15 protein-coding genes and 3 pseudogenes are annotated in these 22,120 nt (G+C 47.7%); 7 read left to right on the top strand and 11 right to left on the bottom strand.

Annotated elements, in window-relative coordinates:
• Positions 1-195 precede the first annotated feature (195 nt).
• Positions 196-672, top strand: coding sequence for a macrodomain Ter protein MatP (gene matP / locus Dpoa2040_RS09335; protein WP_042871232.1), 477 nt, complete (start codon positions 196-198; stop codon positions 670-672).
• A gap of 156 nt (positions 673-828) precedes the next feature.
• On the opposite strand, the gene Dpoa2040_RS09330 is transcribed toward matP, so the two are convergent.
• On the bottom strand, positions 829-1,014 hold the full coding sequence (locus tag Dpoa2040_RS09330; RefSeq protein WP_128569734.1) for a GhoT/OrtT family toxin: 186 nt from the start codon (positions 1,012-1,014) through the stop codon (positions 829-831).
• A 599-nt stretch (positions 1,015-1,613) separates the two neighbouring features.
• On the opposite strand from Dpoa2040_RS09330, the gene Dpoa2040_RS09325 reads away from it, so the two are divergent.
• A complete protein-coding gene (locus tag Dpoa2040_RS09325; RefSeq protein WP_042871230.1) occupies positions 1,614-1,889 on the top strand; it encodes a hypothetical protein in 276 nt (91 codons plus the stop codon).
• 1,233 nt (positions 1,890-3,122) lie between these two features.
• Positions 3,123-4,781, top strand: coding sequence for a methyl-accepting chemotaxis protein (locus tag Dpoa2040_RS09320; protein WP_168641073.1), 1,659 nt, complete (start codon positions 3,123-3,125; stop codon positions 4,779-4,781).
• A 138-nt stretch (positions 4,782-4,919) separates the two neighbouring features.
• Here the strand turns inward: Dpoa2040_RS09320 and Dpoa2040_RS09315 are convergent, their stop codons facing one another.
• Both Dpoa2040_RS09315 and Dpoa2040_RS09310 read right to left on the bottom strand, forming a co-directional pair.
• The gene (locus tag Dpoa2040_RS09315) at positions 4,920-6,401 is read right to left on the bottom strand and encodes a PepSY domain-containing protein (RefSeq protein ID WP_168641072.1); all 1,482 of its coding nucleotides are present in this window, start codon (positions 6,399-6,401) and stop codon (positions 4,920-4,922) included.
• 135 nt (positions 6,402-6,536) lie between these two features.
• A complete protein-coding gene (locus Dpoa2040_RS09310; protein ID WP_168641071.1) occupies positions 6,537-6,770 on the bottom strand; it encodes a DUF2946 family protein in 234 nt (77 codons plus the stop codon).
• 685 nt (positions 6,771-7,455) lie between these two features.
• On the opposite strand from Dpoa2040_RS09310, the gene Dpoa2040_RS09305 reads away from it, so the two are divergent.
• Together Dpoa2040_RS09305 and mdoH are read left to right on the top strand one after the other, a co-directional pair.
• The gene (locus Dpoa2040_RS09305) at positions 7,456-8,958 is read left to right on the top strand and encodes a glucan biosynthesis protein G (protein ID WP_210423895.1); all 1,503 of its coding nucleotides are present in this window, start codon (positions 7,456-7,458) and stop codon (positions 8,956-8,958) included.
• Entirely contained in the window at positions 8,951-11,500 is a 2,550-nt protein-coding gene (mdoH, locus tag Dpoa2040_RS09300; protein ID WP_168641069.1) for a glucans biosynthesis glucosyltransferase MdoH, read from the top strand. Before Dpoa2040_RS09305 ends, mdoH begins: the two co-directional genes overlap by 8 nt.
• Positions 11,501-11,594: 94 nt before the next feature.
• Here the strand turns inward: mdoH and mdtG are convergent, their stop codons facing one another.
• Both mdtG and Dpoa2040_RS09290 read right to left on the bottom strand, forming a co-directional pair.
• Complete coding sequence (mdtG, locus tag Dpoa2040_RS09295) at positions 11,595-12,821, bottom strand: multidrug efflux MFS transporter MdtG (RefSeq protein ID WP_168641068.1); 1,227 nt, start codon at positions 12,819-12,821, stop codon at positions 11,595-11,597.
• Between the two features lie 61 nt (positions 12,822-12,882).
• Positions 12,883-13,803, bottom strand: a complete 921-nt coding sequence (locus Dpoa2040_RS09290) for a Kdo(2)-lipid IV(A) acyltransferase (RefSeq protein WP_042871220.1) — start codon at positions 13,801-13,803, stop codon at positions 12,883-12,885.
• Positions 13,804-14,133: 330 nt separating this feature from the next.
• Between Dpoa2040_RS09290 and Dpoa2040_RS09285 the strand changes: the two are divergent.
• Positions 14,134-14,373, top strand: a pseudogene (locus Dpoa2040_RS09285) (hypothetical protein); the annotation flags it as partial.
• Positions 14,374-14,418: 45 nt separating this feature from the next.
• Here the strand turns inward: Dpoa2040_RS09285 and Dpoa2040_RS09280 are convergent.
• The 5 genes and pseudogenes from Dpoa2040_RS09280 to pyrC all read right to left on the bottom strand — a co-directional run bounded on the left by Dpoa2040_RS09280 (position 14,419) and on the right by pyrC (position 17,929).
• Positions 14,419-14,999, bottom strand: a pseudogene (locus Dpoa2040_RS09280) (YceI family protein).
• A 29-nt stretch (positions 15,000-15,028) separates the two neighbouring features.
• Positions 15,029-15,574 (bottom strand): annotated as a pseudogene (locus Dpoa2040_RS09275) (cytochrome b).
• A 373-nt stretch (positions 15,575-15,947) separates the two neighbouring features.
• Positions 15,948-16,202, bottom strand: a complete 255-nt coding sequence (bssS, locus tag Dpoa2040_RS09270; RefSeq protein ID WP_042871214.1) for a biofilm formation regulator BssS — start codon at positions 16,200-16,202, stop codon at positions 15,948-15,950.
• Positions 16,203-16,529: 327 nt separating this feature from the next.
• Positions 16,530-16,772 carry a DNA damage-inducible protein I gene (gene dinI / locus Dpoa2040_RS09265; protein WP_168641067.1) on the bottom strand — a complete coding sequence of 81 codons (243 nt, stop codon included), beginning with the start codon at positions 16,770-16,772 and terminating at the stop codon, positions 16,530-16,532.
• A 113-nt stretch (positions 16,773-16,885) separates the two neighbouring features.
• Positions 16,886-17,929, bottom strand: a complete 1,044-nt coding sequence (gene pyrC, locus Dpoa2040_RS09260; RefSeq protein WP_168641066.1) for a dihydroorotase — start codon at positions 17,927-17,929, stop codon at positions 16,886-16,888.
• Positions 17,930-18,104: 175 nt separating this feature from the next.
• Here pyrC and Dpoa2040_RS09255 point away from each other — a divergent pair, with 175 nt between their 5' ends.
• Positions 18,105-18,392 (top strand): putative quinol monooxygenase, encoded by a 288-nt coding sequence (locus Dpoa2040_RS09255; protein WP_168641080.1) that lies wholly within the window; start codon positions 18,105-18,107, stop codon positions 18,390-18,392.
• A 103-nt stretch (positions 18,393-18,495) separates the two neighbouring features.
• On the opposite strand, the gene rne is transcribed toward Dpoa2040_RS09255, so the two are convergent.
• Positions 18,496-21,636, bottom strand: a complete 3,141-nt coding sequence (rne, locus tag Dpoa2040_RS09250; protein ID WP_168641065.1) for a ribonuclease E — start codon at positions 21,634-21,636, stop codon at positions 18,496-18,498.
• Positions 21,637-22,120: the final 484 nt, after the last annotated feature.

Genomic DNA, 22,120 nt, shown 5'->3' with positions numbered 1-22,120 from the left:
GTTGTTTAAAGGGAAAGGGCGATTATACAAGAATTCTTAAGGCTGCATATGTGCTGAGAGTGAAGAGGTTAGCAAGAAAGCATTCAGGGCGCATTTTGGATGAAAAATAATCAATCAGGGATTGCCTGTTGCGTGGATATCGGGCAACAATGGGGACAAGTTCAGGCACGTTACACGGTCACTAAAGAATAATGTATGAAATATCAACAACTAAAAAATCTTGAGTGCGGCTGGAAGTGGAAGTACCTGGTCAAAAAACATCGCGAGGGCGAGCCTGTTACGCGTTTTATTGAGCAAAGCGCGGCTGATGAAGCGGTAAGCCGTTTGCTGAAAATGGAAAACCAGCCGGTATTGGTTTTGGAGTGGATTGCTCAGTGCATGAATCCGATGCTGGAAAACCGCATGAAGCAGACGATTCGTGCCCGACGTAAACGGCACTTCAACGCTGAACATCAACATACCCGTAAAAAATCCATCGATCTTGAATATCTGGTTTGGCAGCGTCTGGCGGCGCTGGCACAGCGTCGTGGCATAACCTTGTCAGAAACTATCGTGCAATTGCTTGAAGATGCAGAGCATAAGGAGAAGTATGCCAGTCAGATGTCGCTGCTAAGACAAGATCTTCAGGCGATGTTGGAGCAACCACAGTCGGAAAACGAATTACCGGATTAATAGGTGCGCGCGGTTAAGACACGATTGCTTGGTTAAGGTCATGTTTGATTGAGATGCTGGTACAGACTCAGCCACCATGAATTATCAATGTTTGTAGTGACCGTAGCCGAACCGGACAATGAATATCATGTCTGCTAATTGATTAAGTAATAATAATTAAAAAAATGAAAAAACGATCACTACGGGAAAACTTAATGGCCAGGTGATACCGATTAATATTGCAGCCAGAAAACGCATAACCAAAGAATTATCCTTACTCATAAAAAAAGTAAATAGCATTGAGACCGAAAGGCCAAGGAAATACAGGGTTCTTATCATTTCCCACAGATGATGGTGCGACACTTTTATTTCCTTATGGTTGCCGGGGGGCGTATTCTATGCTGTTAAAATTTTCTGATCAATCTATTAACCATGCCCGAATGGTATCCGGATAGACATACCAGCAGGCAGCCTTGTGACATGGGCACAGTCACGTCATTCTGTATCTTCGTCAACGCAGTAACAATCTTCCTCATTTCCAACTGACGATGTCTGTCAAATGTTAACAAGCTAGCTTCTTGTCATAGGCGCAATCTGCGGCGAAGCTTACGTTGTAATAATATTACGCGTATTTCTAATTTATTTTTGACGGACATGTCAAAGAATGAAGATCAGGAAAAATCTGAATTTATTTGTTCATTTTTTCGATGATTCTTTACTTTGTAAACTGAACGGTTGATTGAAAACGATAAACTAATCCACAGCAGGTTGTTGCTGTTGTAGGGATAAATGGTGATTGAAATAACCCAAATAAAACCGTGATGTATATCACATTTAATGGGTGTATTTTTTATGTTTTTTTGTTGCTTTGATTACATCTATATTAATTTTTTGTTTCAGTATGGACTTTGCCAACATACTGGCATAGTTTGAGATTTTATCCTGCCATAAAAGGTAATGAAATGAGTGAGATATCAAGTCTGTCACTGAAAATCCCTTCGGAGCTGAAAGAAAAGATCAAAGCGGCCGCGTTGGAAAACGAGGTTTCTATCAGCGCTGAGGTCAGTGCCCGTTTGCTGAGAAGTTTTGATATCGAAGACCATGCCCATGGTACTGATGAGGCAGAGATCGTTGATAGTCAGAATACCGAAGAAATCGTGGAGCAGCCACTGACAGCAAAGGAAATCAAGAAGCTTCGTCAACTGCTGAAAGGCAAGGGTCTGTCCAGGAAGAAGTAATTCCTCTCATCGCACATGCTGTATCCACAGTAGTGATACAGCATGTATCTCGCTTATGTCTCTCTTAATTCAACTGCTTTAGCCCCCAAGAGTAGAGGCCAATGTGCTATGGAGGGAAATGTTTGTTGGAGAAGACGAGCTACGACAGCGCTTGCTGATATCTGAATATGGCTTGAATAAGCGTCAGTCTACTTAATTTCATGGGAAAAAGAGAGAATAGTTTTTGCTTGTTGGTCGATACCTATTTTGAAACTAACGCCAACTGAATTGTATAACTTATTATAAATCATCAGAATTACGGGTGTAAGCCACAAATGTATCTGAATAAAATAAGAGAAATTTATCATCCTAAATATCCTTAAAAAGATAAATATCTGGTCGGTTTTTCCAAAATTAATCGAGCATTTCTCTGTGTGATAATGGAATGGTATTAATTTCAAAGAGAAACGTTATCTGAGATAACAGGATTTCCTGAATGGGAAAATTTACGTAAGTGATTACATGATGATGTGGAGCGTTCTATAATATTTTTTTGCCGTCAATCACAATTCACTTATCATTACTTTTATAATGTGAAAGAATCCATTATCTGTGTAGTTACCCGAACAGGGTGGTTGCGCTGTTAATGGGGAGGGCAGGATGCCTTATTCGGTTATTGTTAATAGCGGGTATACCCAAAATAATGTGAGTTGCAGGACAACATGCACTGCGTGTTGAACAACGCAACGCGTTGGCCCGTCAGGACAAGGCTTATGATGAACGTTGTCACGCGGCAAGTGAGTGTGCTGGCGGCAGCCCCACAGGAGTGAGGCTTAGGATGGGTTGGGTAATAATAAAGTCAACGCACCTGCAACGTGAAGTATGACGGGTATATAAATAGCCATGCCATGGTATGAGCTGATTCATGGCAGGAAATGATAATCATGGAGGAAAAATGATTTCCTGTACTGTAATAACATGCTGGTACGAAAAGTGTATCAACATGAGTGATTCAGAATCTGATCTTGACTCATTGCGGCTAGATCATACCAGTTCTATCGTGCTATGCGCAGGTAAGAGATTTGTGTTATTACTTCACCTTGCTTTCCTTATATCCAGGCAGAGATGGCGTGCCCATGGTTCATATTGTAATGGAATGGATTTATTAAGGTATGAAACTTGGTAAATATAAATTATTTACCACTCGATTTTTATTGGATTGCAAACGAAAGGATTTTGTTAAAGGAGCTTGAGATGAATTTTTCTAACTTTAAAATAGGTTACAGACTGGCAATCGGGTTTTCATTTCTTATCATGATGCTACTGATTGCCGGTGGGGTGGCGTTAAACAAATTGAGCGATTTTAGCCGAGAAATGGATTACGCCGTTTCTGATCTTTATCCACTGACGGCAAAAGGAAATAAACTGATTGGCGAATTAAATGACGCTTTATTGGGGCAGCAGTTGGTGTTGGTGCTGGATTCTGATTCCGATATCCGAAACAAATCTGCAGAAATTAAACGACATTCAGAAGAGATTACAACGTTATTAGCTGATTTAAGTAAAAATGCTAAAGATGAGCATTCTGTCAGTTTGCTTAAAGGCATTCAGCAAATTCGCAGCGAGTATAGCGTGTCGGGAAATAAATTGATGGATCTGATCAGTCGTGGTAATAAACGAGAAGCTGTAGCAGAGTTAATGAATGTGTCTCAGGCATTGCAGCAAAAATATAAAGCTAAAGTCGCCGAGTTCGTCGATTATCAGAATGACCAAATGAATAGCGCCCGCGAAGCGGTACAACAAAGCTATCGCGAGGTTCGTATGATGCTGTGGTTCGTCTTCATTATTAGCATTGTGGCTGGCGGGTTTATCGCATGGGGAATTACCCGTAGCGTGACGCATCCGTTGCAGGAGGCGTTAATGCTGGCTGAAAAGGTTGCTAAAGGCGATTTGACATCCGAAACCTCCGTCTGCACGCAGGATGAAACCGGTAAGTTGCTGCAGGCGTTGTATGAGATGAATGGCAATCTGCGCAATATCGTTACCCAGGTGCGTGATGGCGCCGAAACCATTTCTTCTGCTGCATCGCAGATTGCAGCGGGTAATCAGGACCTGTCTGCACGTACTGAGGAACAGGCCAGTTCGCTGGAGCAGACCGCGGCATCGATTGAACAACTGACCGCGACTATCAAGAATACGGCGGCAAATACAGAGCACGCGGCTTCGCTGGCGGGTCAAGCTTCCGGTATTGTCCGTCAGGGTGGTGACATGATGGCGAATGTTACGCGGGAAATGCGTGAAATACGTAATGCCTCTCAGCGTATGGCAGAAATTATCGGTGTTATTGATAGTATTGCCTTCCAGACCAACATACTGGCCTTGAATGCGGCAGTTGAAGCTGCACGGGCAGGTGAACAAGGTCGGGGATTCGCCGTTGTGGCCAGCGAAGTTCGGGCGTTGGCGCAGCGTAGTGCCAATTCCGCCAAGGAAATAAAATCCCTGATTGATAACTCGGTACAAAAAGTGCAGGAAGGCATGTTGCTGGTGGAAAATACGGAGCAGACTATGGGCGAAGTGATTGATAATGCGCACAATGCAGGTGATGTTATCACTGAAATTGCCAAAGCTGCTCAAGAGCAGAGCGAGGGTATTAATCAGATCAACCTGGCGATAGGGCAGATTGATACCACAACACAACAGAATGCGGCATTAGTCGAGGAATCCGCCGCTGCAGCGCTGTCGTTGCAGGAACAGGCGCAAACGCTGGCAAAAACCGTCAGTGTGTTCAAACTGACCCCCCACATATCCGGCAATGGGACGGCACGACGCCAGTTTGAGGAGAAAGGGCTGGTGGGGCTACCGGATGTAAAAGATGGGAGTGTGCCTGACAAACAGGAATGGGCAACATTCTGACCGGAATGATGCCTAATCAAAACGGTAATGCGTAATTGAGTGGCTGCGTTTTTATATCCACATGCAGCCAGATTGATAATCAGGAGCGCTGCTATGAGCGCTCATTAATTGACAAAACTTTCGGTGGGCAGGCAAGGGTCAGGTTATCTGTCGCTGTCTCGACCAGCGCCAGATATCGATCAGCAAGAATAGCATCAAGCTGATTCCCATAACTGGCAGACTGAGAGCCAGCATACTTGTAATAACCAGAATCAGCAGACGGAAGCGGCCATTCAGTTGCAGGAAAGCCATTGTTAAGGTTTGTGCCGGGTTTCGTGTGGGGAGACGCGTCGGGCGTCGTGCCCACCACATCCGATATCCCCATGCAATCAGGCTACATAGCGCGATACCAAAGGCTGCGAGTAATAGCTGATTGGGTAGGCCAAACAGAATTCCCATGTGTGCGTCAATCCCCCATCGCGTCAATTTAGCCGCTAATGGATAGTCGGTGAAGTTGACTTTGTCTATCACGCGGAATGTCGTTGGATCAATCGCTACGGCATCAACTTGTGTCGGCCATGACCGATCAATTTCACTCACAGTCCACGCTTGCTGAGGTTTGAGCGCCGGGCGAATCTCTATTTTTCCAGCATCAATACCGGCTTTCCTGGCCGCAGCCAGTACGCTATCGACGGTGCTTTGTAATGCCATGGGGGAGGGTGCCATCGGTATCGACATCATGCTGTGCTCCGCGTGAGGTGAAGCAAGAGAGACCGGTATCGAGTCCAGTCTGGTATTGACTGACGGTGTTTGCCAACCCATAACTGCACGAAACTGAGCGATGTGGTTACCTGCCCAGCGTGACCAGGTTAGGCCGGTTGCTGAAAAGAATAGCAACCCTATGAGCAACATCAGGCCTGTGAGAGCGTGATTGCTGCGTAATTGCTGGCGTTGCCAGGCGGGACTTGGACGCGTGGTTGGGGAGGCTCGGCGTAGACGAGGGGGGCTTTTGCGAGTCGATAACCAGATATACACACCACCCAACGCGGCAATCCATAACCAGGACGCGGCCAATTCACTGTAGTGACGACCGATATCGCCCAACAACAGGTTTCGATGCAAATAATCCAGACTGATACGGAATGGCAGTATGCCGCTGGTTCCATATGTTGTCAGCGCACCACGGATGTCGAGTGAGACTGGATCCACGAATACGGCGAAACTTTCGGATGGACCAAGGTCCGGCAGAGCGTACAACACCCGTGTCGTCTGTCCGCCCCCCGGTGCTGGACGAACCGCTATCAGCCGGGCGTACTGGGCTTTATCACCTAAAGCATGAGTCGCTGCCGTAATCTGTTGCGATAATAACCGGGGCGTGCCGGTAGTGTTAGTAAATAACTGGTGAGAATAGAGTTTTGCTTCAATCTGTGGCGTAAGGACATATAGGGTTCCGGTCAGTGCCGCAATAAAGATGAACGGGCCAACGAATAATCCAATATAAAAATGCAATCGCAGTAATAATGCCTGTAATGCCGCGCGCTGAGAGCGAACTTGATGGTCACGATATGTATCGTGCGCAGGCGGTGCATGTGTGAGTGTTTCCGCTTGAATAAACGATGTCTCGGTTTTTGACTCGGACATAAAACCTCCGCAATAGAGTAAACCAGTAGCCGACAATAAAACGTATTTCTCCTGTCGGCAGGCACAGTTGTTACGTGGCATCTGAGATGATGATCCCATCAATAAAACCAGTCGTAAGCGGTATCGGACACCACGTCAGTGAACAAACGCTTGCTGATGAGGAGGCGCGCGCGGTAATGGTGACAGGAAGTGTGGGGTATAAAGCAGGGTAAATATGGAGTACATCGACAGCCAGCGAGGTAGCCAGGCTGTTGGGACTGGTTGAAGCCAGCCCGATAATGCCAGTAACGACAGATAAGAAAGCAGGACACAATAACCACAAGCGGCATGATCCATGCCCATCTTTTCTTTATCCTCAGCTGTCTTCATGGATCCTCAGCTGTCTTCATGGCTGAGGGCATGACGTGGTGGCTGTGATGGTCCGGGATGGCGGCTATCACCGGTAATGAATGGTGTGGCGGCGTTTGAACGTGATGGCGGGTTCCCAGTGATTGCGAAATGGGAGGGGCCAAAAAGATCATAACAAAGGCTATTATCCCAACCCAGGCAGGGAAGTGCCGTTGTCTTAGCTCAAACAGGGACATGCGCTACATACGGTGATAAGAAAAAAGCAACATGGGCGGCGCTGTACCCGATCATGGCATAATGGTTAAGAAAATGTTCTTTTCTGATCGTATCAGGTGAAAAAATTGCGCTTTGCTTTCCAGAAAACATCGGTTAATAACCTTCAGAGCCAGAAGTTTCTTGCTACTGCAGCCATGTGAGAGGAAAATTTGGTCTGGTTGCTAAACGGACTATTCTGGAGCATTCCTGGCGATATATCCGTTATGGTTTTTCATACGGAAACGGTGGTTTGTCATTTATGTGTGTCAATGTTGTTTAAACGATGACCTATTATGATGAACCATTCTTTTCTTGAGTTGTCGGAAAGCTAACTTATCTATTAATATGAGTTTTAGTTGATTTGGGCACACATACAGGGGGAGATGTGCTGGTTAATAAATTTAGGGTTAAGCAGCGGGTTGCTAATCTTCGCTGGGTTTCAGCTGCGGTAATGCTGTCTCTGACATCGTTACATGCATGGGCTTTTTCCATTGATGATGTGGCTCAAAAGGCGGAAAAGCTTGCTGAAAAAGGGTATGAAGCGCCAAAGAGCAATCTTCCGGCTCAGTTTCGCGACATGAAGTTTGCCGATTATCAGCAGATTCGCTTCAACCAGGATAAATCCTACTGGAATTCGGACCAGACGCCTTTCAAATTGCAGTTCTACCATCAGGGCATGTATTTTGACATCCCAGTCAAAATCAATGAAGTAACCGCCACTGAAGTCAACGAAATCAAATATTCTACTGATTATTTCAATTTTGGCTCTGTCAATCATGATTCGGCGACAGTGAAAGACTTGGGCTTCGCTGGTTTCAAAGTTCTCTATCCGGTAAATAAAGCGGATAAGAACGATGAAATTCTCAGCATGTTGGGCGCGAGTTATTTCCGTATAGTGGGTAAAGGGCAGGTTTATGGTCTGTCGGCCCGTGGTTTGGCTATCGACACGGCATTACCGTCTGGCGAAGAGTTCCCGCGTTTTCGTGAATTCTGGATTGAACATCCGAAACCGGAAGATAAACATCTGGTGATCTACGCCTTACTGGATTCTCCGCGTTCTGTCGGTGCTTACCGCTTTGTGCTCTATCCGGGCAGTGATAGCATGATGGATGTGGAAGCTAAAGTTTATCTGCGCGACAACGTGGGCAAATTAGGTGTCGCCCCGCTGACCAGCATGTTCCTGTTCGGGCCAAATCAGCCGTCTCCAACATTAAATTACCGTCCTGCTTTGCATGATTCTGATGGTCTGTCAATTCACGCTGGCAATGGTGAGTGGATCTGGCGTCCATTGAATAATCCGAAGCATCTGTCGGTAAGCACCTATTCTATCGAGAATCCCAAAGGCTTTGGTCTGCTGCAGCGTGGACGTGATTTCTCTGGCTATGAAGATCTGGATGATCGTTATGACCTGCGTCCCAGTGGTTGGGTTGAAACCAAAGGCGACTGGGGTAAAGGTAAGGTGGAACTGGTAGAGATTCCGACTGCAGACGAAACCAACGATAATATTGTGGCTTTCTGGACGCCGGAAAACTTGCCTGAGAAAGGTAAGCCGTTGGAGGTCAAGTATCGTCTGCATTTCACCAAGGATGAAGAGGCGCTGCATTCGCCGGAACAGGCTTATGTCATGCAGACTATGCGTTCAACGGGGGATGTAAAACAATCTAACCTGATTCGTCAGCCTGATGGCACCATCGCATTTCTGGTCGATTTTGTCGGTGGCAAAATGAAAGATCTGGATTCGAACACGCCGGTTGCTTCACAAGTCAGTATTGGTGATAACGGTGAAATTGTGGAAAACAGTGTTCGTTATAATCCGGTAACGCATGGCTGGCGTCTTACACTGCGTCTGAAGGTTAAAGACAACAAACAACCAACGGAAATGCGAGCGGCGCTGGTCAATGGCGATACCACATTGACTGAAACCTGGAGCTATCAGCTGCCTGCTAATGAATAAATCAATTATTTCTCTCGATTATATCGAGAATTTGCCTCTGCCTGCCGGGCAGGCAGAGGCTTTACGTGAGACATTATCTTCGTCTCAGGATCTGTCTTCTTTGCATCAGTCCCTGTCTGATGGTTCTGTGGTCACTATGCAGTCATCAGATGATATCCCTCTGGTTTCTGTAAAACGCCGTCTGGAGCTGGCATGGGAAGATGGGCTAAATGGTGGCAAGCAACTGTGCAAAGACCGTGAAGGTCGTACTGCACTGCAGGCTATGCCGCGCATTACCCGTGCTTCCATGTTCCCTGATGCCTGGCAGACCAACCCAATAGTGCGTTGGTGGGATATGATCAACGGGCGCTCCAAACCTCTTCGCCATCAATATAAAACGGCGGAAGAGAATGAAGCGGAAAACCGCTGGCGCAAGGTGGGGACAATTCGTCGCTATATCCTGCTAGTACTGACGTTATTTCAGACAGCTATTGCTACCTGGTATATGAAGACCATTCTTCCTTATCAGGGATGGGCATTGATTGATCCTTTTGAAATGGTGCATCAGGATGTATGGCGTACGGTCATGCAGTTGCTGCCCTACGTCCTGCAAAGCGGAATCTTGATCCTGTTTGCTGTCTTGTTCTGCTGGGTATCGGCGGGTTTCTGGACCGCATTGATGGGGTTCTTGCAACTGCTGATTGGCAAGGATAGGTACAGCATCTCTTCGACAACGACGGGCAATGAACCGCTCAATCCGAAACATCGCACGGCGTTGATCATGCCTATCTGCAACGAGGATGTGGAGCGAGTCTTCGCAGGGTTGCGGGCGACATACGAATCGGTGGCTGCCACTGGTGAGTTGGATCATTTTGATATTTATGTACTCAGCGACAGCAACGATCCGGATATTTGTGTCGCCGAACAAAAAGCCTGGATGGATTTGTGCCGTGAAGTTGGCGGTGCTGGTCGTATTTTCTATCGCCGTCGTCGCCGTCGTGTGAAACGCAAGAGCGGTAACATTGACGATTTTTGTCGGCGTTGGGGTAATCAGTACAGCTATATGGTGGTGCTGGACGCTGATAGCGTGATGAGCGGCGAATGTCTGACTGCGTTGGTTCGGCTGATGGAGGCCAACCCGAATGCTGGGATTATCCAGTCTGCACCGCGTGCATCAGGTATGGATACGCTGTATGCCCGCTGTCAGCAATTCGCTACTCGTGTCTATGGGCCGTTGTTCACCGCCGGTTTGCATTTCTGGCAGTTGGGTGAATCCCATTATTGGGGACATAACGCCATTATCCGTGTGAAGCCGTTCATTGAGCATTGTGCGTTGGCGCCGCTGCCGGGTGAAGGGTCTTTTGCTGGTTCGATTCTGTCACACGACTTTGTCGAAGCGGCGCTGATGCGTCGTGCCGGATGGGGGGTATGGATTGCCTATGATTTACCAGGCAGTTATGAAGAATTGCCACCAAATCTGCTGGATGAATTAAAGCGTGACCGTCGTTGGTGCCAGGGTAACCTGATGAACTTTCGGTTGTTCCTGGTCAAAGGTATGCATCCGGTGCATCGTGCAGTCTTTCTGACAGGGGTTATGTCTTATTTGTCTGCACCGTTGTGGTTCATGTTTCTGGCACTTTCTACCGCATTGCAGGTGGTGCATACGTTGATGGAGCCGCAGTACTTTCTACAGCCGCGTCAATTGTTCCCGGTATGGCCGCAGTGGAGACCTGAGCTGGCTATAGCGTTGTTCTCTACAACATTAGTTTTGTTGTTCCTGCCGAAACTGCTGAGCGTTATTTTGGTGTGTGCCAAGGGGGCTAAGTCCTACGGTGGTTCAGTCAGGCTATTCATCTCACTGCTGATTGAAATGCTGTTTTCCGTACTATTGGCTCCGGTGCGTATGCTGTTTCATACTGTATTTGTAGTCAGTGCGTTTCTGGGATGGTCAGTGCAATGGAAATCGCCACAGCGTGATGATGATGCCACTCCCTGGAGCGAAGCATTTGCACGTCATGGCTCTCAACTGTTACTGGGGTTGGTTTGGGCGATTGGCATGGCGTGGCTGGATTTACGTTTCTTGTGGTGGCTGGGGCCTATTGTATTCTCACTGATTCTTTCACCGTTAGTGTCAACATTGTCCAGCCGTGCCGGCCTTGGGTTGGCTTGCAAGCGTGGTAAGCTGTTACTGATCCCGGAAGAGTCTGATCCACCGCGTGAACTGGTGGCGACCGACGAGTATTTCCGTCGTAATCGTGAGCGCAAGTTGAATGATGGTTTCATGCATGCGGTTTTTGATCCGTCGATCAACGCGTTATCCAGTGCAATGGCAACGGCTCGTCACTGCTTGAGCAAGCCGATTGAGGATATGCGTGAGCAACGCGTCAATGATGCATTGAACCGTAAACCTCATGAAGTCGATGGTAATTTGCGCTTAGCGCTGATGAGTGATCCAGTGACATTAGCTCGTTTGCACCAGCGTGTATGGAGCCAGCCAGAAAATTATAGTGACTGGCGAAACCACTACCAGACGCTCGACGCTCCGGTGATTAAAAGCGAATAAGCCTGTGTGGTTTATTAATAAAAAAGCAACGGCGGGGCCGTTGCTTTTTTTATGTCCGTCTTATATAGAATGCCGGTTTCTGGTACGCAGAAATTCATTCTGACTCAGATATCAGCTCAGGGTTTGGTTTCCGTCGTAGAGATAACCACGAGTAGAGAGCATTGACCATCACGACGGAAGCGGTAACCAGAAATACGGCCCTGAACCCAAAGGTTGCTGACACGCTGGCGCCCAATAATGGGCCTGTTACGTTACCGACATCGCGGAATGATTGGTTATAACTGAAAATCCGCCCGGCAACCTGATGAGAAGAGTGGTATATCAGTAACGTTTGCACGGCAGGCAGCAGTGCGCCGTCGGCAGCTCCGAGCAGGAATCGTAACGCTGCCAGTTGCCAGGGTGACTGCACGAACGCCATAGGAATCAGTAATAATACCGACAGGATCAGCATGGCTATCAGGATACGTTCTGGGCCAATTTTGTCGCCGAGTTTTCCCAATCGAGGTGCACTCAGCAGTGCCGAAACGCCAGGGATGGCGGCAATAGCGCCACTAATAAACGCCAGATTATCGGTCTGGCCCGCTAGCTCTCGTACATACAGCGTCAGTATCGGGGCGACAGAACCGGTTGCTACCTGGATGATAAGAGTAGTGATAAACAGGCTCATGACCAGATGTGGATTCTTCAGTGAAACCATTACCTGACGTCCGCTGAGCATATCTTTTTTCCGTACCGGCTCAATACGCTCTTGGATGAAAAACAGCGTAACCAGAAAGCAGATGAACAAGACTATAGCGGTGATGAAAAAGACAGGACGCAAGCCGAAAGTGTCAGCCAGATAGCCCCCTAACAACGGACCAAGCAAGGAACCACTCACTGCGCCGGTAGATAATGTCCCCAGTGCCCAGCCACTGCGGCTGCGTGGTACTTGTGTGGCGATTAACGCGTTGGCATTGGGAACAAAACCACCCAAAATACCTAATGCTGCTCTGAGCAGCAGAAACTGCCAGATATTTTGCACCAGACCCATTAGCGCCATAACGACCGCCATTCCCAGTGCAGAGCGTAGCAACATCAGCTTGCGCCCTTTGCGGTCTGCAAGGCGTCCCCAGAAGGGGGATGCGATTGCTGAAAAAAGAAACGTGATACTGAAAACAACACCTGACCAAAGATTTAACGCCTCATGACCCTGTATTCCGAGTTGTTCGACATACAGTGAAAGAAAAGGCATGACCAGGCTGAAGGCCGCTCCGGTAAAAAAACATCCCAACCAGGCAATGTAGAGGTTGCGTTTCCAGTCAATCGGAGTGGTGTCGTCCATCATGTTTTCCTGGCTGGTAATACCCCAGCACGTAATGCAGCGGTATTTAATACAACGGTATTTAATACAATGAAGCTTCCCCTGTTGGGCGTGTCTTAAAGCGTCGATGTAGCCACATGTATTGATCCGGCGCCAGCAGGATATTTTCTTCAACGAGTTTATTCATCCAGATAGCGGTGGCTTCTTCAGTTTCTAGTGGAATATCCAACTGCGCGGGTCGAATGATTAACTCATAGCCTTTCCCTCCGGGTAACCGTCGGGGTACAAACGGGACAATAGCGGGTTTTGCCGCGCGGGCCAGTATATAGCTGCCGACAGTAGTTGCTGCATTCTTAACCGCAAACAAAGGAACAAATACGCTACTACGTGGACCGTAGTCGTGATCGGGGGCATACCAGATAATTTCACCCTGCTTCAGGGCGCGGATCATACCTTTTAGGTCTTTGCGATCCAGCATTGATTTGTTAGAACGCATTCTGCCCCAGGTCTGTAGCCAGTCGATCAATTTATTGTCGTTGGGGCGGTAAACACCGATACCGGCATTTTGTATACCGAAGATACGTGCACCGATTTCCAGAGTAAGGAAATGCAGACCAATCAACAACACACCGCGTTTTTGTTCGCGTAAAGGTAACATGTTTTCGATACCGGTTATTTTGAACCAGTACTCTACTCGCCAGTTAGGCCAGAACCATGCCATACCGGTTTCCATGACGCCCATGCCGACCGATTCAAAATTTTTCTTGACCAGTTTTTCCCGTTCTGCTGTAGGCATATCGGGGAAACAGAGCTGTAGATTGCGATGAGCGATAGCAACGCGGCGTTTCATAAAACGCATAGACAACCGGCCCAGCCCTGTGCCGATGCGATAGATGAGAGGATAAGGCAGCAATACCACCAGATAGAGTAGAACAATGCCTGCCCACGTTGGCCAGTAACGCGGGTGTAACAATGAGCGATGGAAAGAGGGGATGTGTGTCATAGCCTCAGTATCAAAAAAAGGCGAGCAATGCGCCGACGGTTAATTGAGTTATCAGCGTTTTCCTGCAGAACGACCAAAGATGGCGCGTTTGACGAAAGAACACGCGTGTGCTTTTATCCGCAAATTCAATACGGTATTCATCATATCATCTGTGAAATATGGATTTTAACGTTTGGTGACATTAAGTTGGTTGGGGAAAATAGGGCGGTGTCCCCGCACAGTGCGGCGGGGAGGTTGGTTATAATTGAGTAAACAACCCTGTCACATAATGTGGCTCGCAGCACCAATACTGCGGGGGGGACTGTGATTTTTTCTTTCCATCGAATGTCCTGTGATACCCATGTCAACTGTAAGAATCAAGGATGCCATTTGCTGTTTATTCAGTGCCCGGATTGTGCGGAAAAATATGAGGGGTGTTGTAGCGCGTTGTGTCAGGAAGAGATCCGGCTACCACTTCAAGAACAACGTCAGCGTCGGAAAAATCGAGAAGCTAGTATGAAAATATTTAATAAAGCTAAAGGATTACTGAATGCCTCATTGGGTATTCCTGTATCGGAAGAGAAAAAATAATTTAGTTGAAGAAGTGCGCAGAGCGTAATTGCTCTGCGCGGGATCTTATTTCTGGCGAACACCTTCGAGGGAAATAATTAATTCTACCTCGTGAGAGGCTGGGCCAAGATCGGTAGTGATATTAAAGTCTTTTAACATCAACTTACCTTTCGCTTCAAAACCAGCACGATATCCGCCCCATGGATCATCACCTTGGCCCATCAGTCTGGCTTCCAGTATTAGCGGTTTGGTGACACCATTTAGTATCAAATTACCGGTAATTTTTAATCCATCTCCATTTTTTTGTACGCCAGTTGATGTAAAGGTTGCCTGGGGATAATTGTCTGCATTTAATAATTCAGCACTGCGAATGTGTTTATCGCGTTCAGCCTGATTGGTATCGACACTGTTGGTATTAACAGTGACGTTGACTTTATCTGCAATGGATTATTTTCATCAAAGGTAAACGTACCGTCGAAATCTTTAAATGAACCGTAAATCCAGCTATATCCTAAGTGCTTAATACGGAATTGAATAAATGCGTGTTGTTCTTTTTTGTCAAATTTATAATCAGCGGCGGAAGCTACGTCAGTCCAGGTGAGCAGAGATGCCAGAGCTGCACCCAACAGAAGACTTTTTTTCAACATTGGTATTTTTCCCTAAATTCCAAAATGAACTAATCAACATGCCGACCGGACATGCGTTTTAATGTTACATCATGATCAATAAAGTGATGCTTCAGTGCTGCCAATGCGTGTAATACAGACAAAACGACAACCGACCATGCAAGATACAAATGAATCTTACCGGCAGTGTCTGCCTGATTTTGAATGCCACTCAGTGTCGCAGGAACAGAGAACAAGCCAAAAACAGAAATTGCTTGCCCTTCCGCGGTGGAAATCAAATAGCCGCTAATAAGAATACTGAATAACAGTAAGTACAGGAAGATATGTGCGGCTGTAGCACCAATCCGCGTTAATGCTGAATAACTGGATAGTGGTGGCGATAACCAGCGCCATATTACCCGGAAAAGCAGAACCAGAAACAGCAGAATTCCTATGCCTTTATGTATTTCCGGAGCATTGTGGTACCAGGGGTTATAATATCCCAAAGTAACCATCCATAACCCTAATGCAAACATACCATAGATCGTAATGGCACTAGCTCAGTGCAGGAGTGCGCTGATATATCCATATCGAGTTGACGTATTACGCCAAAGCATTATCGAGATCCTTATCATTAATTAGCGACCGTTCCGAGAAAATAACCGCGTGGAAACATAAAATCAATATAAAAATGACATTTTTGATGCTGTATTCTTATTTTAAAATAAAGTTAAGTTTTTATGTAAGTATCATTAAAATAGTTTGAAAAATATATCATGAGTATTATTTTTTTATTTTATTTCAATAATGAAAAAACTGATTTGTTTAATTGTTGTTTTATATTTAATTGAGTGTTTCTATGGTTGATTTTTATTTATAAACAAATAAGGTGCTTAATTATTTTGGTGGTGTGAGAAATGTGACACCGCTCAAAAGAGCGGCGTCTGGGTGGATAAATGAAATTGTGAATGGTGATAAAGATAAGAAACATTAATGCTTAAGGTAGTCAGCAGGCTGGTAGTCGTTTGATTCGATTTTGGCAATACCAGCCTCCAGAATTGAAATGAGCTGTTTTGCCACATCAGTGGTTAACCATAATGTCCGGTCAACCTGCGCTTCATCCGGCGCCTGATCCGCCGCAGAAAGGTAATGCAAACGGATCATCATTGCATCATAACTGTCAACGGTACTGATATCCCAACCCACTAGCGGGTGCGTTTGAATAATCTCATTTTTTCTGTCCATAGTTACCCCTTATTGACTAGTTACTACCGTGAGTGACTAAACGAGGTTTAAGACGGCTCTTGTGGCTGAGCAATATCAGTATATCTCTGTCGGATCCATTTATGGAAATTAAATGTAAAAAAAACTCAAGTGGATGTTTCGGCTAATTATCTTGCGAAACGAGTGATAGTGAGTGAGCAAAAATAGTACAGCACGTCATATGAAGTGTAAAATATCCATAAAAACAGTATGTATAAATGTATAAGGCCAGACAGAGGATTCTGGCCACCGGGTAACTCTCTACCTGCTAACTCTTTACCGGGTAACTATCAATAAAGGGAAAAAACATTATTCATTTTGAATGAACCAGTCGTCAGCGCTTTCCCATGTCTCTTGCAGGATTTCTGATATTCGCTCTTTGTCGTCTTTATTACCGCCAAAAACAGTTAGGTTATTTGTAGCAGCATAACGGATGTGGACCGGCGCATCCGGATAAATGCCATGCACCCGGTGACTCAGTTCTTCTGTTAGTGCCTCAAGTGCGCCTGCGGGTAGCGGGGCCGTTTTTGCTATAGTCAATTCAATACGCATGGTTGTCTCCTTTACTGTTTTTTTATACAGTAAAAGGGGGCAGGCTACAAGCAGCAATAAAGAGAAAAAATGCATGGGGAGTGACCCCCTGGCGGGCAGGGAGTCGAATACTATCAGGCGACAGACCAGTTAAGACTCTGGCCGGCAAGGAATGGAATAATACTCTCTTTGCCTGCTACGATTTCTTGCGGAAACTGCACCGGCCTGCGGTGTAATTCCAGCGTCTCTTCATTAACCGGAAGTCCATAAAAACGTGGGCCATTCAGGGAGCAGAATGCTTCTAGTTTGTCCAACGCATTCAATTCTTCAAATACAGTGGCGTAGGCACTTAATGAAGCCTGTGCATTAAAGACACCGGCACATCCACAGGATGATTCTTTGCGATGTTTGGCATGAGGAGCAGAATCGGTGCCGAGGAAAAATTTTTCGCTACCGGTAGCGACGGCTTCCCGTAGCGCTTGCTGATGGGTGTTGCGTTTGAGGATTGGCAGGCAGTATAGGTGTGGGCGAATACCGCCGACCAGCATATGGTTACGGTTAAACATCAGGTGCTGCGGTGTAATAGTGGCCGCGACGAAACGATCAGCCGATTGAACATACTGGGCAGCTTCACGAGTGGTGATGTGCTCAAATACCACTTTCAGTTCTGGAAATTGTTTGCGTAGTGGCTCCATGATGCGTTCAATGAAACGGGCCTCGCGATCAAAAATATCGACTTCCGGATCGGTCACTTCACCATGAACCAGAAGCGGCATACCCAATTTTTGCATCTCCTCAAGTATTGGGTAGATGGTGTTGATATCCGAGACACCGTGGCTGGAGTTGGTCGTTGCATGAGCCGGATAAAGTTTAGCGGCGGTAAATACGCCTTGCCGATAGCCTGAGATAATTTCATTTTTATCCAATGACTCTGTCAGATAGCAGGTCATCAATGGCTGGAAAGTATCGCCAACAGGAATGGCGGAAAGAATCCGTTGCCGATACGCTTCGGCCTGAGCCACCGTAGTAATGGGCGGCGTTAGGTTTGGCATGACGATGGCTCTGGCAAACAGGCGACTGGTGTAAGGCAGTACGGTGTTGAGCATCTGATCGTCACGCAAATGAAGATGCCAGTCATCAGGGCGGCGAATCTTCAGAACATTCGGCAAGGGGGTCATGAAAACTCCGGCAGTCAGTAAATAACGTCCCTAAAGCAGGGGAATATGGCGGGGAATAAGCATAAGCGGAAAGTGTAGCGAATGCATCCGTTCGTTGTGAAAAGGTTGAAATTAGCTTTTTGTTGGCGTTTTATGGTCGGATATTTAATCGGTTGTTATATCAATGGAGTTTATGATGGAGATTCGTATCGTCGCCAGTGTTCAGGCTAAGCCGGAATTTATTAATGAAGTCGCAGTAGCCGTTCGGCAGGTAGTGGTACCGAGTCGTCAGGAAGCTGGCAATTTGCAGTATGAGTTGCATGAAGAACTCAACAAAAGTGGCTCGTTCGTGTTTTTCGAGCGCTGGAAAAGCGAGGAAGCGATTACTGAGCATAAGCAGACTGCGCATTTCCGTGCTCTTGTTGCTCAACTGGAAGGCAAAATTGACGGCATGGATATCAAATTGCTGCAGGCGATTGTCTGAAAAAATGCCCGTCATGGACGGGCATCGAATCAGAATAAGCACCTACAACAAGGTGCTTTTTTTACATCTATTCCACAGATCGTATTTATTCCACAGATCGTATTTATTCCACGGGCCGTGTTGCCGGAGCACTGGCTTGATTCACGGCACTATGGCCGCCAGCCGAACCTTTACCCGTAAATTCAAACGCCGGGCGTTGCCAGTGGCTGATACGCGGTGCATCCGGAATATAGGCCGGTGCCGGCGCACGGGTCATCGGCGCAGTTGCGTGATGCTGGCGAGGCTGTACCACCGGCGTGGTTTCAACTGGCGGCACGATGCGCGCTTCCTGAACCGCTGATGGGGTATCAACCTGCACTGACTCATGAATAACCTGTGGCGGCTCAGTTATCTGGGCTTCAACGGGTTTATCACTGCTTGTTGTTGCTTCGTTATCGGTAACCACCGTGGCCGCCGTCTCTTCAACGCTGGCAATCGTATTTACGATCTGCGGTGCAGGCTCTTGTCTCTCTTGAGACTGGGACACTGCTTGTTGCAAGTTGGCTTCGGTAGGCTGAACCACTTCGGTTGATGCCGCTTCTTGCTGCGCCGGAACGGATACCGGGGCATCCTCTAGCGGGGCGCTTGCGAGAGCCGTGTCCAGATTTGTCACTTCAGAAGACAAAACAACCGGTGTTGCTGCCAGTTCAGGCGCAGCGGAATGCTGGACATTGGTCGTCTCAGTGGTTTGTTCCTCCACCAATTCCGATTGTTGCGGCTGCGCAACCGGATAACGAACCCAAACTTTGCCGGAGGCCATTTCTGGCGAGGCTGAAGCTTGCGCCAGTGGCATCGGCGATTGTGCAGGGTAACGCTCATCGCGGTAACGGCGACGGCGCTGACCACTGACACGCAGATGACGAGGCGAACGGCGAGAACGGCGCGGCAGACCGGTTTCACGGTTGCTTTCAGTTGCAGTTTCATTTTCTGTATCCGCAACTCCAGCAATCAATGCAACTGATTCAGGTGCGTCCTGTGCCTGAGATTCCTGAACGTGCGATACCGTCGGCGACTGTGCATCAATGTTCTCTCCGGCGGTGTTGCCATCGTCAATCCGTACTTTTTGAGATAACTGGCGGCGTTGACGACGTGGCATCACCTGAGCGGGTTTCTCCTGCTCGGCAATTGTATCTTCAACATCAGCGGCAGCGGTGTTCAGATCTTTGATTTCATTCTGTGCCTGACGTTTTTCCTCCTGACGGCGGCGTTGACGCTCGGCGCGCTGCTCGCGGCGCTGTTCATCACGAACGGCTTTGTCCTGAACGGATACTTCCGCTGTAGGTACAGTTTCGACGTCAGCATTTTGCGTCTGTACGCGTTTGTTACGACGCTGTTCATCGCGTTCACGAGGTTCGCGCGTGCGATCACGTCGGCCAGACTGACGGCGATTGTTTCGGCGTTCCTGCTTTTGCTCCTGATCGTCTGTCGCTGTTTGGGCCGCATCGACCGGTTTGTCTTTAACGTCGTTAGACGATGCAAACATGCCCTTCAATGCACCAACAAGGCGACCAAACAAGCCGCGTTCGGAGGAGGCCGGTTTTTCCACACGACTTGGTGCAGCCACTGCCGGAGCGGTTGTGGTTTCACCTGGCGGAATATCAGGCATAGTGAAGGAGGCCAGTGCCGGCTGTTCCGGTGTCCGGCGTTCAGACACTTGCTCCTCTGTTGACTGCTGGGTTTCAGCATCCAGCAACTGAGGCAACATGTAGCTCAGAGTCTGTTTTTCCTCGCCTTTACGGATGCGAAGTACGGAGTAGTGCGGAGTTTCCATGCCGTCGTGAGGTACGATAATGGCGCGAACACCGCCTTGACGTTTCTCGATAGCATTAACGGCTTCACGTTTTTCGTTAAGCAGATAAGATGCGATAGGGACCGGCACAATCGCATGGACTTCTTTGGTGTTCTCTTTCAGCGCTTCTTCTTCGATCAAGCGCAGAATCGACAGCGACAGTGATTCGTTGTCACGAATCGTACCTGTGCCGCTACAGCGCGGGCAGACGTGATGGCTGGATTCGCCTAATGACGGACTTAGCCGTTGGCGCGACATTTCCAGCAAGCCAAAACGGGAAATGCGACCGATTTGAATACGAGCGCGGTCCTGTCGTACCGCTTCACGCAGGCGGTTTTCCACTTCACGCTGATGGCGGACCGGCGTCATGTCGATAAAGTCGATAACAATCAAACCGCCCAGGTCTCGCAGACGCAACTGACGGGCAATCTCATCTGCCGCTTCCAGGTTAGTGTTGAAGGCGGTTTCTTCAATGTCGCCGCCGCGGGTGGCTCTGGCGGAGTTGATATCGATGGCGGTCAGCGCTTCGGTGGTATCAATGACGATTGAACCGCCGGAAGGCAGGCGCACTTCACGCTGGAAGGCAGATTCGATCTGCGATTCGATCTGGTAATGGCTGAACAGCGGAATTTCACCAGTATACGGCTTGATTTTGCTACTAAAGTCCGGACGCCCCAGCGCAGCGATATGCTCTTTGGCCAATTCGAGAATTTTCGGATTATCGATGAGGATTTCGCCGATATCAGGACGCAAATAATCGCGAAATGCGCGGACGATTACGTTACTTTCCTGATGAATCAGGAACGGTGCCGCTCGGCCTTCCGCCGCTTTTTTGATAGCTTCCCAGTGTTTCAGACGGAACGCCAGATCCCACTGCAGTGCATCGGCTGATTTGCCCACCCCGGCGGTACGGACGATTAGTCCCATGCCGTCCGGTAGTTCTAGTGAACCAAGCGCTTCTTTCAATTCAGTACGGTCATCACCCTCAATACGACGGGAAATGCCTCCTGCGCGTGGATTGTTTGGCATCAGCACCAGATAGCTGCCAGCCAGACTAATGAACGTCGTTAAGGCAGCCCCTTTGTTGCCGCGCTCTTCTTTGTCCACCTGAACGATAACTTCCTGACCTTCACGGAGCACATCTTTAATATTCGGGCGACCGTGAGAGTTATAGTTGCTGGGGAAGTATTCGCGTGCGATTTCTTTAAGAGGAAGGAAGCCATGTCGCTCTGCGCCATAATCAACAAAAGCGGCTTCAAGGCTGGGTTCAATGCGGGTGATTTTGCCTTTATAAATGTTTGCCTTCTTCTGTTCATGGCCGGGACTTTCAATGTCCAGATCGTAAAGCCGCTGACCATCAACCAAGGCAACACGCAACTCTTCCTGCTGAGTCGCGTTAATCAACATTCTTTTCATTGTGCTTAACTCATTATTTTTACTTGCATTATTGATAGAGCTGCGGGTGAACGCGGTGCATGACCGGAGGGGACCGATGGCCTCGTGTCTTATCGCAGGGGCGTCAACCTCACGGTTGTCGCCTGCATAGAGGCGCATGTTTCGGTAGCCTGTATTTCATCAGGAAATACAGCGCATTTACTGCGGGAACAGCTTCTGAAAAATAGGTTGCCAGATCTGATTCCATATGCCGGCCAAGCTGCAAACCACAGCTCGCTAACTGCCTGATTATTCAATACGTCTTACGCCATTGCTGCGTTTATGAGTAATCAGACAAAGATAATAATTCCGCAATTTCCCCTGTTTTACCGGAAATCAGCACGGAAAGCCAAAGCATTATTCCATTGCTGATACATCGATAGCAAGGTGACTTTGCCTGTCAATATAAAGTTTATTGTGCTGTCTTTCATCAAACTGATACCTGTTGATGCTAAAACCAGTCTGG

The sequence above is a fragment of the Dickeya sp. CFBP 2040 genome (assembly GCF_012273755.1).
GTDB classification, from domain to species: domain Bacteria; phylum Pseudomonadota; class Gammaproteobacteria; order Enterobacterales; family Enterobacteriaceae; genus Dickeya; species Dickeya poaceiphila.
The sequence above is the reverse complement of the archived record's forward strand: the minus strand, read 5'-3'. Positions and strand labels throughout refer to the sequence as shown.

Excerpts from the sequence above, each read along its gene's own strand:
- matP (WP_042871232.1), top strand. The coding sequence starts at position 196 with ATGAAATATCAACAACTAAAAAATCTTGAGTGCGGCTGGAAGTGGAAG.
- Dpoa2040_RS09325 (WP_042871230.1), top strand. The coding sequence starts at position 1,614 with ATGAGTGAGATATCAAGTCTGTCACTGAAAATCCCTTCGGAGCTGAAA.
- Dpoa2040_RS09320 (WP_168641073.1), top strand. The coding sequence starts at position 3,123 with ATGAATTTTTCTAACTTTAAAATAGGTTACAGACTGGCAATCGGGTTT.
- Dpoa2040_RS09315 (WP_168641072.1), bottom strand. The coding sequence starts at position 6,401 with ATGTCCGAGTCAAAAACCGAGACATCGTTTATTCAAGCGGAAACACTC.
- Dpoa2040_RS09310 (WP_168641071.1), bottom strand. The coding sequence starts at position 6,770 with ATGAAGACAGCTGAGGATAAAGAAAAGATGGGCATGGATCATGCCGCT.
- Dpoa2040_RS09305 (WP_210423895.1), top strand. The coding sequence starts at position 7,456 with ATGCTGTCTCTGACATCGTTACATGCATGGGCTTTTTCCATTGATGAT.
- mdoH (WP_168641069.1), top strand. The coding sequence starts at position 8,951 with ATGAATAAATCAATTATTTCTCTCGATTATATCGAGAATTTGCCTCTG.
- mdtG (WP_168641068.1), bottom strand. The coding sequence starts at position 12,821 with ATGGACGACACCACTCCGATTGACTGGAAACGCAACCTCTACATTGCC.
- Dpoa2040_RS09290 (WP_042871220.1), bottom strand. The coding sequence starts at position 13,803 with ATGACACACATCCCCTCTTTCCATCGCTCATTGTTACACCCGCGTTAC.
- bssS (WP_042871214.1), bottom strand. The coding sequence starts at position 16,202 with ATGGACAGAAAAAATGAGATTATTCAAACGCACCCGCTAGTGGGTTGG.
- dinI (WP_168641067.1), bottom strand. The coding sequence starts at position 16,772 with ATGCGTATTGAATTGACTATAGCAAAAACGGCCCCGCTACCCGCAGGC.
- pyrC (WP_168641066.1), bottom strand. The coding sequence starts at position 17,929 with ATGACCCCCTTGCCGAATGTTCTGAAGATTCGCCGCCCTGATGACTGG.
- Dpoa2040_RS09255 (WP_168641080.1), top strand. The coding sequence starts at position 18,105 with ATGGAGATTCGTATCGTCGCCAGTGTTCAGGCTAAGCCGGAATTTATT.
- rne (WP_168641065.1), bottom strand. The coding sequence starts at position 21,636 with ATGAAAAGAATGTTGATTAACGCGACTCAGCAGGAAGAGTTGCGTGTT.